Here is a 13,736-nt window from a genome sequence, read left to right as displayed (position 1 = left end):
GTACTTATGCCTCTACAATTTAACGCTTTTTACTATTTTTATTCATTCGATATCAACCAACTCCGGCAATGAGCGAGGCTTTACATAACGAGAATGAACTACTGCAGCGTATTGCAGCCGGTGACGAAGATGCTTTTTCCCGCCTGTATAAATATTACCAACCCAGGTTGCATCTTTTTATCCTGCCATTAACAGGCTTCTCCCGGCAGGATGCCGATGAGGTGATGCAGGACATATTTATCAAAGTATGGTTGCGCCGGGAAACACTGGCGGGGATCAGATCTGCACAGTCCTACCTCTTTACCATGGCCAAAAACCGCCTGTACGACATGAGAACACAGCAGGCGCAGCTGACGAAGGCCGGCCATGTGCTGCAACTGCAGCAAGCCGAAGGGCACATGGAAGTACAGGAGAAAATACAACTGGATGAATACCACGAAATAGCCCGTCTCGCCATCTCCCGCCTGCCGCAGCAGAAGCGCAGGATCTTCCTGCTCCGGAACGAGCAGGGCCTTTCCCTGGACGAGATCGCCGCACAATTGAACATTACCAAGTTCGCTGTAAAGAAGCAGCTGTATGAAGCCGTCAAGTCCGTGAAGGATTACCTGAAGCAGCACGCGGGTGTTGACATCCCCATTATTATATTGATTTACAGTTGTTTGAACCGTTTCTAACCGCATCCGTAAAAAAAATATTCCGGCAAAGGTGTTCTTTTGAATTTCTCATCAGTCTTATTAACAACCAGGGATGGATCAGCAAGAGATAATATCGTTACTGAACAGGGCCGCTACCGGCAGTATCACCGATGCAGAGCAACGTGTGCTGGCAGATGGATTGCGGGATGCGGACGAGCCGTCTTTCAGGTCGTTGACGGAGCAATATGAGGGAATCGTTTTGCAGCACGGCGTACCCGGCGAGCCGGACGCCTTGTTATATGAAAGGATCAGGGACCGCATTGCTGTTATAGAGGAAGATGTACGGCCCGTACGTATCCCGTGGAGGTCTTACGCCGCGGCTGCCGCCATATTATTATTGATGTTCGCCGGCGGTGCGTACTGGTACTTTAAACAGCAGGCCACGACGCTGATTGCGGATAGCCCATATGAAATGAATGTAGCGCCGGGCGGTGATAAAGCTGTCCTGACACTGGCGGATGGCACGCAGATCACGCTGGACAGCGCCCGGACCGGCGCGCTGGCGCAGCAGAGCGGTATCCATGTAATGAAGCTGGACAGCGGGCAGCTGGCCTACCAGGGCATAAGCGCGCAAGGGAGCGTATTACAGTATAACACATTGACCATCCCCCGCGGCGGACAGTTCCAGCTTACTTTGCCGGACGGCACAAAGGTCTGGCTCAATTCCGTCAGCAGCCTGCGGTATCCCGTGGCGTTCAGCGGAAAGGAAAGGGTCGTGGAACTGCAGGGGCAGGCATACTTTGAAATTGCACAACACCCCGGCCAGCCTTTCAGGGTGAAGGTGGGAGATATGGAGGCGCTGGTACTGGGTACGCATTTCGATATCATGGCCTATGATGACGAGCATACCATCAACACAACATTGGTGGAAGGTGCGCTGCAGGTAAAACAGGGACAGGCAACGCAGCTGCTGCGGCCCGGCCAGCAGGCGGTGAGGGATAATGCTACCGGGAAATTGTCGGTGCGGAAGGCAGATATAGAAAAGGCAACAGCATGGAAAAGCGGATTCTTTGAATTTGATGATGCCGGCCTGCCGGCTATTGTGCGGCAGCTTTCCAGGTGGTACGATGTAGAGATCGTTGATGAAACAAACGGGAAAACAGGATTGTTCTGGGGGCGTATCAGTAAAAACCTGCCACTGTCCAGCGTGCTGAAGCTGCTCGCATCCAACGGCGTTCAGTTCAGGATCGAAGGCAGAAAAGTGACCCTCTTCCAGGGAGAAAAATAAACCAACACGGATAGACTTGAATTTTACCGGGGAAAAATCCCGGGAGGACTTCTTTTTCACACAAATTACCACGTTATGAAGATTGTTGCCGGCTTGCTATGCATTGTTTTTTTTTACACGGGCGCCAAAGGTATGGCGCAGGGCATTGACCTGTCTGTGAAAGATATGCCACTGAGAGATGTTTTCAGCGAGATATCGAAGCAGACCGGTTTTTCCATTATTTGCAGCAAGCAGCTGTTTGATGGCTCCACGCCGGTAAGCATCCATGTAAAGAATGCTTCTCTCCGTCAGGTGCTGGACGAATGCCTGAAAAACCAGGAACTGACCTATGACATTGAAGAGAAAATGATCATGATCCGGCGAAAGGAAAAGGCCGGAAACACGCTGCCAGGCAAAGACCGGGCGGATACTGCCATCGTTGTCACCGGCGTAGTGAAAGGGGAAAACAACATCGCGCTGCCCGGTGTATCTGTAAAAGTAAAAGGCGGCTCCGGGGGTATGGTAACGGATGCTGATGGCCGGTTCAGGCTGACATTGCCGCCGCAGGGCGTGCTTGTGTTTTCTTTCATTGGATATAAAACAACGGAAGTACCGCTTTCCGGCAGGCAATCGCTGAACCTACATCTCGAACCGGCGAACAGCGGCCTGGATGAAGTGGTGGTCATTGGTTATGGCGCCGTAAAACGCGGTGATCTTACCGGCGCCGTGGGCAAAGTGAACATGGACGATTTTTCCAAAGCGCCGGTGCCCACGCTGGAAGGCGCCCTGGCCGGCCGTGTAGCCGGTGTTACGGTATCTACAACAGACGGCCAGCCCGGCTCTCTGAGCAACATCGTGATCAGGGGCGCGGGGTCTGTTACGCAGGACAATTCACCGCTTTTCGTGGTGGACGGTTTCCCCATCGAGAATCCCGATAACAATACCATCAACCCGTCAGACATCGAATCCATCGACGTACTGAAAGATGCATCCGCTACCGCCATTTACGGCGCACGCGGGGCCAACGGCGTGGTCATCATCACCACAAAATCAGGAAAGAAAGGCCAGCCGGTGATTTCCTACAATCCTTCGCTCGGCATTATGAAAAATATCCAGTACACGAAGATGATGAACGCCGCGGATTTTGTGGAGTATCAGCTGCAAATTGATCCGGCGAGGAAGGAAATTTATTTCGACAGCACACGGGCCGCGGATTATTACCAGCATGTGCAGTCGGACGACCTGCAACGGCAGCTATACCGCACAGGCGTGATGCAGAACCATGAAGTATCCGTACGCGGCGGCTCGGATAAAAGCACCTACGCTATTTCCGCCAATGCGCTGAACCAGGACGGCATCGTGATCAACTCCGGCTTTCAGCGCTACCAGGGCCGGGTGAACATCAACCAGCAGGTCAGGGATAACCTGAAGGTGGGCATCAATGTCAATTACAGCACCACCAAAGCCACCGGCTCAGTGTTTGCGGAAAATCCCGCCGGCCACACGTACAGCTACATCTACAATGTACTTGGGTACCGCCCCACCTCCGGCGTCCGGAAGCGCGACGTGCTGGACGAGCTTTTTGATGTGGTGGATGAAGACCAGGCCGCCAACCAGATACTGATCAACCCGATCATCTCCATGCGCAACGAACACCGGCTCAGCCAGAACAACAACCTTGTTGCCAACGGATTTATCAAATACGATATCATCCCGCACCTTAGCCTGAATATCTCCGGCGGCATCCAGCGATCAAATTCAGTAGGAGAGAATTTCTATAATTCGAACACCAGCCAGGGAAATAAATACCGCTCCATTGGCGTGAACGGCAGAGCGTCAGAGGGCAGCTACAACGACTGGGTGAACTCCAACACGCTCACGTACGACAGAACTTTTAATAAAAAGCATAAGTTCAATGTGATGGGCGGATTTACCATGCAGGGCCGGTCCACACAGAGCATGGGCATATCCGCGCAGCAGGTGCCCAACGAGTCGCTGGGTATTGACGGGCTGGATGAAGCGCCCGTTGTAACGATCAGCAAAAGCAGTTCGCGCTGGGGCCTCATTTCCTACCTGGGAAGGATGAACTATGAATTTGACTCCCGCTATCTGTTCACCGCTAATTTTCGGGTGGACGGCTCCTCCAAATTCGCGCCCGGCAGCAAATGGGGATATTTCCCCTCCGGGGCGTTCGCCTGGCGCATGAGCCGTGAGAAGTTCATGAAAAACATGGCATTCATCTCAGACGCCAAGCTACGTGTGACCATCGGCCAGTCCGGCAACAACCGCGTTGGTGATTTCTCCTACTTGTCCACCCTCTCCATGCCGGTGGTAAGCGGCTACAGCTTTAACAATGCCACGCCGTCCCTGGGCACGGCACTCGGAGCGCTGGGCTCCAGCGCGCTGCAATGGGAAACATCGGTGCAGACGAATATCGGCTACGACCTGTCCCTGTTCAAAGACAGGATCTCCCTAACAGCGGACGTATACCGGAAAATTACCGACAACCTGCTGCTCCGGGCGGAAGTTCCTTACGTTACCGGCTATATGAATGCTTTCAAGAATGTGGGTAAAACCGAAAACAAAGGGCTGGAGCTTACGCTGAATACGATCAACATACAGGGCAAAGCATTTACATGGAGCAGTAATTTCAACATCGCCTTCAATCAGAATAAGATACTGGCGCTGGCGCATGATCAGACCGAGCTGCAATCCCGCGTATCCTTCGCCGGCAGCTATTCCAATGTGGCGCTCTATGTTGCGCGCGTAGGCCAGCCGCTCGCCCAGTTCTACGGTCTTGTATGGGACGGCGTGTATCAGTACGAAGATTTCAATAAAAATTCCTCCGGGAAATATGTGCTGAAAGACGAAGTGACCACCAATGGTGTCGCCAGGAACAGCATCCAGCCCGGCGATATCAAATACAAGGATCTCAATGGCGACCTGGTGGTGAACTCGGACGATTTCACGACCATCGGCCGGGCCATCCCCAAACACGTGGGCGGTTTCAGCAACAATTTTACTTACAGGAACTTTGATCTGAACCTGTTCTTTCAATGGTCGTACGGCAACAAGCTGTTTAACGCCAACCGCCTGATCTTTGAAGGCAACGGCACCTCTACGAAGCAACTCAATCAGTACGATCACTACAAGGACCGCTGGACGCCGGAGAATCCGAGCAATACGCTGTTCCGCGCCGGTGGCCAGGGGCCGATGTACTATTCCACCCGCGTGCTGGAAGACGGTTCCTACCTGCGGCTGAAGACCGTATACCTCGGCTACAGCTTTTCCAACGCCCTGCTCCGGCAGATAAAAATGAAAGGGCTGAAGGTATATGCCGCCGCGCAAAACCTTCTTACCTGGACCAACTACTCCGGTCCCGACCCGGAAGTTTCCACGCGGAATTCCAACCTGACTCCCGGCTTCGATTACTCGGCCTATCCACGCGCGTTGACCGTAACCGTTGGTATCAACGCATCCTTTTAAAACAGTAAAAACCTAGTTATGAAGATCATTTATTTGCTGATACCGTGTTCTTTACTGATGGCTTCCTGCGGCAAGCTGCTGGAAACAACGCCTACTGATTTTTTAACAACAGAGAATTACTATAAAACAGAAGAACAGCTGAACTACGCGCTGCATGGCGTGTACGACCGCCTGGGCGCTTCCGAGCTGTACGGCGATAAAATATCCTGGACGTACAATTCCAGCACGGATGAATCGTATCAGCGCTCCATGCCTTCCGTTGGCGTCACCGTCAACAGCTACGAAGCATCCAGTTCCGATATCAATAATTTCTGGCGCGTATGTTATGAAGGCATCGAACGGGCAAATGTGCTGCTGGCGAATATCGACCGGCCGGTGATGCCGGAAAAGAACAGGGACGTTATCCGTGGTGAAGCGCTTTTCCTGCGGGCTTACTATTATTTTATCCTCGTGTCCAATTTCGGGGATGTGCCCATGAAGCTCGAGCCTACCGAGGCTTCCGCACCCATGCAATTTCCGCGCACTCCTTCCGCCGAAGTATATGCAAAGATCATTGAAGACATGACCACTGCGGAATCATTGCTGCAGGAACAAACGATCACGAAGCTCGGGTTTTCGGGAAGGATCAGCAAAACCGCCATACAGGCGGTCCTGGCGAGAGTGAACCTCTACATGGCAGGGTACCCGCTGAAGGATGAGTCGAAATACGAAGATGCGCTGAACTGGGCGAAGAAGGTGGTGGAATCCGGTGAACACATGCTTAACCCGAGCTATGAACAGGTGTTCATCAACTATGCGCAGGACAAGTACGATGTGAAGGAAAGCCTGTGGGAGATAGAGTTTTTCGGCAATTCGCTGGATACCTACCGCGAAACCGGCCGTATCGGGAATAACATCGGCGTGTTGTGCCAGGATGTTGAGCTTGGGCAATGCTTTGCTTCCGTGAACGCTACCATCAAGCTGTACAACCTGTATGAAGAAGGCGATCACCGCCGCGACTGGAACTGTGCGCCTTTTGTGTTCACCGGCCGCACGAACGCCGTGAAAACGCCGGTAACGGATAACTGGACGAAGAACATCGGCAAATGGAGAAGGGAATATGAAACGCTGACGCCGAAGCATGGCAACAACACGCCCCAGAACTTCGCCATCATCCGCTATTCCGATGTGCTCCTGATGCTGGCCGAAGCGGAAAATCATGTGCATGGAGGCCCTACGGCCGTGGCTTATGACGCCCTCAACCAGGTGCGCAGGAGAGCGTATGGCAAACCGCTGGACGTTCCGGATGCCTGCGATGCACCGGCAGGCATGGGCCAGGCCGGTTTTCTGAAGTTCATACAGGACGAGCGCTCCCGCGAACTATGTGTGGAAGCAGTGCGCCGCTACGACCTGATACGCTGGGGCATTTACCTCAGCACCATGAAAGAATTTGCGGAATATATCATGAGCAATGCGCCCGAGAAGCTGCTAAAATCAGCGATCGCCGCGCAGAACCTGGAAGAGAAACACCTGTTGTTCCCCATACCTTTAAGAGAAATGTCCGTTAACAGCGCGCTGAAAGGCCATCAGAACCCGGGCTGGTAACCGCACCGGATCGTAAATCACAAGAGCAACTTTAGTATGATACCAGTTTTATGGCGTCACAGGCTACCCGTGTGCATAACGGTAGCGGGAATCCTGTGCGCGAAACCATTGAAAGCGCAGGAAACAGACAAGTTTGCCGCCATCGGCAACAAAGTGCCCGCGGTAAGAACGCATTTGCTTGAACAGCCGGTGCCGGCGCCGCTGCCGTTCATTGAGCTGCCCACGGAGAACAGACCCTCCGCCGCGTTCCGGCCGATGGAAAAACTCGATACGGAAGAAGAGCTGCGCGCCGCGCTGGACAGCATGAGAAAAAAATTCATGCCCTTCATGCGCGATCTTGCGCCGGCCATCCCGCAAACACGCATCAAAGTAAACCTGGATTCCTTCGCCTGGAAACAGGAGAAAGGAAAGGCCGACTGGCAACAGGTGCGCATCCCGCATTACGGAGAACCCCTCGGCAAAGCCATCACGTTTTACAGGACGGGCTTTGACGTAACGCCGGAGATGCTCGCCAAAGGCGCGGTGTTCATTCATTTCAAGGGCGTGGATTACAAAGCCCGGGTATTCGTCAACCAGCAGTACGTAGGTTCGCACGAAGGCGTTTTCGCGCCTTTTGAATTTGATATTACCCGCGTGGTAGCTGCCGGGAAAAATGAAATACTCGTAAGAGTGGAGAACGATGAGCCGATGCAGCGCAACGGCGACAAACTGTATGCCGCCACAGGTCCGGGTTACGACGAGCCGCAGCGCGGGTGGCATCATTGTCCGCCGGGTATGGGCATCTACCAGCAGGTATATGTGGAAGCCCGCAGCAGCTTGCATATCCACGACGTATTTGTGCGGCCCATACGGAACAGCGACACCGCGGAAGTCTGGCTGGAAGTGAACAACACCTCCACCTCCCGGAAAACAATAGCCGTACAACACGCGCTGTACGGACAGAATTTCAACGCCGTTGTGTATGAGCACAGCCTGTACAAACCATCTACCGTGCAGGTGCCGGGCGTGGGCGACCTGGCAAAAACCACGGACAATGTGCACAAGGAATTGCAGATGGGCAGCGGCGTGAACTTCCTGCGGTTCAGGATACACATTCCCGGCGCGCGGCGCTGGAACAACGAAACGCCCTGGTTGTACCAGCTGCAGCTGACCCTGCTGGATGAAAAAGGCAATGCGCTCGATGCCCGGAAGCAAAGCTTCGGCATGCGCTCCTTTCGCATGGATACTTTGCATGCGCCGAAAGGAAGCATCTACCTGAACGAAGCTCCCATCCGCCTGCGGGGCGCGAACACGATGGGCGCTTTTCAGCAAAGCGTAATGAACGGAAAAGAGGATCAGCTCATCGATGATATTTTACTGGCGAAGCTGACGAACATGAATTTTATCCGGATGACGCAGATGCCGGTGCAGGAGGAGATCTATGATCATTGCGACCGGTTGGGGCTGATGACGCAGACAGACCTGCCGCTGTTCGGCGTATTGCGGAGAAACAGATGGATTGAAGCCGTGCGGCAGGCGGAAGAAATGGAACGGCTGGTGCGCAGCCATCCCTGCAATGTGATCGTTACCTATATCAACGAAAGATTCCCCAACGCCGAAGGCAATCCGCAACGGCATCTCAATACCTACGAAGAGTTTGAACGGTTCTTCACCGCCGCGGACCAGGCGGTGCTGATGTCCAATCCCGACCGTGTCATCAAAGCGGGCGATGGCGATTACGACCCGCCTTCTCCGGGGCTGCCGGACAACCATTGCTACAACGGCTGGTATAACGGTCACGGCCTGGGCCTCGGCGAGATGTTCAAAGGATACTGGATACCGGTGAAGCCCGGCTGGAATTATGCTTGCGGGGAGTTCGGCTCGGAAGGGCTTGAATCTGTTGAGATTATGCGCAAATATTATCCCGCCGCCTGGCTGCCGCGGAACAGGGAAGAAGAACGGAACTGGAGCCCTTCAAAGATCCCCGCCGCGCAGACCGGCCGGTTTCACTACATGTGGTATAATACACAGCACAGCCTGGAAGACTGGGCGCAGGCCAGCCAGCAGCACCAGGCCACGATCACGCAGCTGACCACCGAAGCCTTCCGCCGCAATGACCGCATGGTGAGCTTTGCCATTCACCTGTTCATTGATGCGTTCCCCGCCGGCTGGATGAAAGCGATCATGGACGTGGACCGCAAACCGAAAAAGGCATGGTACGCCTACCGGGATGCTTTGTCGCCTTTGGCCGTGCAGCTGCGCACGGACCGTTTCCAGGCGTTCAGCCGGGATACCGTTCCCGTTGAAGCATGGATCGTGAACGATCTGAATCAAAGCCCCGCCGGCCATGTGATCAGGTACCAGCTGGAAATGAATGGCCGCACACTGTTCTCCAATATGGCGGATGCCCGCATCGAAGCGAATCGCAGCACCTTCCAGGGCTTTATTCCCCTGCGCCTGCCGCGGGTGACATCGCCGCAAGATGTTACGCTCCGGATAGCGCTCTGCGATCCCGTAGGAAAACCGCTGCACGAATCATCGGTAGTGATCAAAGTATATCCCCGTCCCGCGGCGGAGCGCCGCAAAGTATGGCTGGCCCGCAAAACAGGCCCCGCAGCGGTGTTGGCAGAAGAGATGAAATGGGAAGTGGTGGAAGATGCGGCCCGTGCGGATGCGTTGCTGGTAGATGATATCAGCGATTATAATTCAAAATATGATGCATTGGTAGCAGCCGGCAAAACGATGCTGCTCTTGCAGGCATCGCCGGGCGAATACAACATCGCCGGTAAATCATTTGCCGTCAACAAATGCAGCATGGGGAGTTACTACTTCGTGTCACCGCTCACCGGGCATCCGATGATGAAAGGATGCGCCCCGCTGGGCTTCCGGTTCTGGTATGATGGCGGTAAACAGCTCATCCGCCCCCTGATGGAAAATATGATCAAATCCGCCGACCTCACGGAGATCATCAGCACGGATAATATTTCCTGGGGCAAATCGGCCACCAGCGGCAAAAGCATGGCAGTGGCCGAAGCGCAATACGGAAAAGGCAGGATCAGGATCTGCCAGCTGCTGTTGCAGAACAGGGTGTTGTATAATCCGGAAGCCTGGCGCCTGGCTTCCAAACTCGTTATTTAATCAATGATCAACAGGAAGATGAAAAATTATTATGCTGTTCACCGTGTACTGACATTGCGCCGGATAGGTCGTAGCTGCCTGCTCATCCTGGCATTCCTTGCCGTTCGCCTGGAAGTGACGGCAAATGGCACAGACACCGCTTTTTTTGTTTCAGTCAAAGGAAACGATCAATCCGAGGGATCGTTTAAAAAACCGTTCCTCACATTGGAGAGGGCGCGTTCGGCCATCCGGCAGTCGCCGGTGAAGAAGGTCTACATCCGCACCGGAACATACAAACAAATCAGCAGTTTTATACTCACGGATGAAGACAGCGGCAGCAGCTGGTGCGGCTATCCCGGCGATGCGCCCAACAGCGCAGTCATAGACGGCGCCGGCGTGAACGATGTGCTGCTGATCATGGGTGGCAGCAACATCACGATAGACGGCCTCACCGTTAGAAATTACACCAGCCGCGGCATTGGCGTGCATGGCGGGCTGGGATGGAAAAATGCGGCGCCTCATTTTAATGAACGGACAGGTATTGCAAGGGGTAATACGATCCGCAACAACATTGTAGAGAACGGAGAGATCACGGCGCCGGGTTGGGACCGCGCGGGCATCAACACCCAGGGCGCCACGCCCAATACGCACATCCTGCACAATGTTATCAGGAACACCACCGGCTACGGCATCGGCGTATGGGCCTTGCAGGAAACCGATAACATATCCGGCACACTGGTGAAGAATAACGTGGTATTGAATACCTGCACAGGCGCCAAAGACGGCGCGGCGGTTTATATATGCGACAGAACGGCGGCTTCCCGAGGCATTCTCGTGGAAGAAAATTTCATCAGGGATTATGGCGAATATGAGAACGAACTGCGCGGCATTTACCTGGATGACTGGGCATCGAACATCACTGTACGCGCCAACATCATCACCGGCAAAGGCACGCAGTCGCTGCTAATACATGGGGGCAGCAACAATGCCGTGACCGGCAATATCATCGATCTCGGCAGCTCGGGAAAACCCTGCGTGCTCAATTACGCCGCCCACCGGGGAAAACCCATGCTGCAAAACAGCTTTTCCGGTAACATCATTTTATCCGGCTACCCCGAAGATATTGCCGGCGGCGCTTTCCGCAAATTCGGCGATGTTTCCGAACCGGAGATCATCCACAATCTTTACTATAACTATTCCACCGGCATCGTGAACACCGGCGGGCTTTTTTACATGCTGAAAGACAGGTTCCCGCTCACCGGCAATCCGCGCATATCCGGATGGGAATATAAAGTAGAAGGCAACAGCATCATTTATGATCCTCCTGTTTCCTTCCGCCCGCTTCAGCGCAACTGGGGCCCTCCGGGCTACCGCATCCCGCGGGAAGGAACACCGCCGTCCTGTTTATCCCCCGGTACCAACGCCGTATATGTACATGCCGAGAGCTGCGACAGCCTGCGCGGCATCAGTAAGAACGGCATCGCGGCGCTCGGCGGCGGCGACTCCGCTACCAGCGGCCTGCTGGACAATATCCACCTCGGAAACGGCTTCGACCATATCCCCGCCATGGCCGTCAGCTCCTGCGATGACGGTGATTGGTTGTGCTTTAACAACGTGAATATTAAAAGCGGCTTTAAAACATTCGCCGCCAGGGCCGCGGTGACTGCCGCCTCGGGGCAGGTGGAAGTGCGGGTCGGATCTCCGACGGGGAGGCGTGTGGCGCTGCTGCATCTTGAAAATACCGGGGGGTATGCCCGTTTCCGCGAACAAACGGCCGCGCTGGACCTGGAAACAGGAAAGCACCGGCTGTACATCGTGTTCAAAGGAGCCGCCAGCATTGGCTACTTCGACTATTTTTCATTCTACTGACAATTCCATTTGTTTATCCATAAACTGCTACAACATGAAATTGCTTAACCTGATGTTCGTATGCTACTGCTGCATGTCCTGTTCAGACCGCACCATCTTTATCGGCCTGAAAGATAAACTCTCGCATGCAAGCAGCACCGCCTGCTGGTCGGAAATAGATTCCGCCGCCTTTTACGTATCCCCGGAAGGAAACGACGCGAACGACGGCACCATTGAAGCGCCTTTCCTCACGCTGGAACGCGCCCGGACCGCCATGCGGGCGTCTTCCGTAAAGACCACCTACCTGCGCGCCGGCGAATATGCCCGCAGCGCAACCTTCATCCTGGATTCCAGCGATAACGGGCAGACCTGGAAAACCTTTCCCGGCGATCCCGTGAATTCCGCCATCATCGACGGCAACGGCATCCAGGATGTGATTGACATTCTCGGTGGCTCGCACATCCTGATCGAAGGCTTGCTGGTGCGAGATTTCACCAGCCGCGGCATCGGTGTGCACGGCGGCCGCGGATGGAGCAATGCGGCTCCCTACTTTAACGTGACCTACGGTCCCGCTACGCACAATACCATCCGCAACAACATCGTGGAAGACGGCAATGTTCCCTCGCCGGGATGGGACAGAGCAGGCATCAACACCGAAGGCACGGTGCCGCATACACGTATATTGAACAACGTGATCAGGAACACCACCGGCTATGGCATCGGCGTATGGTCGCTGCAAACAGGCGATGATATTTCCGGAACGGAAGTCAGGAACAACGTACTGCTGAACACCTGCATCACCGCGAGGGACGGCGCCGCCATTTATACCAATGAAAGAACGTTGCTGTCAGACAGCATCTTCATCGAGAATAATTTCATACGCGACTACGGACAGTTTGATAACTATGTGCGCGCGGTGTACCTGGACGATCATACGTCCAACACCACGGTGCGCGGCAACGTTATGGCCGGTACGGGCCGTCAGCCCATCCTCGTGCATGGCGGGTACAACAACATCATCACCGGCAATATCCTGGATATCGGCAATACCGGCAAACTGGCCGTGCTGAATTACGCCATCCGCGGCACCGCCACCATGACCGGCAACCGCTTTGAAAAGAACATCATCATATCCAGCTATGCGATCGACAGTGCCGGCGGCGCTTACCTGAAGACCGGTGCCGTGGTGAAGCCGGTGATCCAGCACAACCTCTACTACAATTATTCCACCGGCATCGTGAACACCGGCGGGTATCACTACGAAATGAAAGACAGCTTCCCCGTGCAGGGCGATCCTGGTCTCTCCGGCTGGACATACACATTCTCCCCCACCAGCTTCGCTTTTCAATCGCCTGTGAGTTTCCCGGACCTGCTCCGCAACTGGGGCCCTCCGGGTTATACCATCCCGAACACCGGCACTTCGCCCTCCTGCCTGCTGCCGGGCTCTGACGCTATTTACCGGCATGCCGAAAGCTTTGATGACATGCTGGGCATTCAGCATAAGGGCATGTACATCGGTTCCTGCGATCATAACGATTGGGTGAAATTCAACCAGGTAGACCTGAAGACCGGTTACACGCAGTTCACCGCGCGGTTCGGCGTTACCGCGGCCAATGCCGGGAAGAAGATACAGGTGCGCCTGGGCAGTCCCACCGGTACGCTCATCGCCGAGCTGACCACTGCTTCAACCGGCGGGTACGACAAGCTGGAAGAACAAACCACCGCCGTTACAGGCGGCACCGGCGTGCACGATGTTTATTTCGTATTCAGCGGCGGCTCGGGCATTGCGAACGTCGATTATTTCAAGATCCACTAAAAGC

The 13,736-nt window shown here is 54.5% G+C and carries 7 protein-coding genes; all 7 read left to right on the top strand.

Annotated features, from left to right (window positions below; all coding sequences use genetic code 11):
- Window positions 1-68 precede the first annotated feature (68 nt).
- The 7 genes from CCY01nite_RS04895 to CCY01nite_RS04865 all read left to right on the top strand — a co-directional run bounded on the left by CCY01nite_RS04895 (window position 69) and on the right by CCY01nite_RS04865 (window position 13,732).
- Entirely contained in the window at window positions 69-674 is a 606-nt protein-coding gene (locus tag CCY01nite_RS04895) for an RNA polymerase sigma factor (RefSeq protein ID WP_146858346.1), read from the top strand.
- Between the two features lie 73 nt (window positions 675-747).
- A complete protein-coding gene (locus tag CCY01nite_RS04890; protein ID WP_146858344.1) occupies window positions 748-1,923 on the top strand; it encodes a FecR family protein in 1,176 nt (391 codons plus the stop codon).
- A 75-nt stretch (window positions 1,924-1,998) separates the two neighbouring features.
- Window positions 1,999-5,388, top strand: coding sequence for a TonB-dependent receptor (locus tag CCY01nite_RS04885; RefSeq protein WP_186830913.1), 3,390 nt, complete (start codon window positions 1,999-2,001; stop codon window positions 5,386-5,388).
- A gap of 18 nt (window positions 5,389-5,406) precedes the next feature.
- The gene (locus CCY01nite_RS04880; RefSeq protein ID WP_146858342.1) at window positions 5,407-6,972 is read left to right on the top strand and encodes a RagB/SusD family nutrient uptake outer membrane protein; all 1,566 of its coding nucleotides are present in this window, start codon (window positions 5,407-5,409) and stop codon (window positions 6,970-6,972) included.
- Between the two features lie 36 nt (window positions 6,973-7,008).
- Window positions 7,009-10,089, top strand: a complete 3,081-nt coding sequence (locus tag CCY01nite_RS04875) for a glycoside hydrolase family 2 protein (protein ID WP_146858340.1) — start codon at window positions 7,009-7,011, stop codon at window positions 10,087-10,089.
- 18 nt (window positions 10,090-10,107) lie between these two features.
- A complete protein-coding gene (locus tag CCY01nite_RS04870; RefSeq protein ID WP_186830912.1) occupies window positions 10,108-11,937 on the top strand; it encodes a carbohydrate-binding protein in 1,830 nt (609 codons plus the stop codon).
- 34 nt (window positions 11,938-11,971) lie between these two features.
- Window positions 11,972-13,732: a carbohydrate-binding protein gene (locus tag CCY01nite_RS04865; RefSeq protein WP_186830911.1), complete on the top strand. Its 1,761-nt coding sequence runs from the start codon at window positions 11,972-11,974 to the stop codon at window positions 13,730-13,732.
- The last annotated feature ends 4 nt before the right edge of the window (window positions 13,733-13,736 follow it).

Source organism: Chitinophaga cymbidii, from assembly GCF_007992715.1.
Classification (GTDB): domain Bacteria; phylum Bacteroidota; class Bacteroidia; order Chitinophagales; family Chitinophagaceae; genus Chitinophaga; species Chitinophaga cymbidii.
The sequence above is the reverse complement of the archived record's forward strand: the minus strand, read 5'-3'. Positions and strand labels throughout refer to the sequence as shown.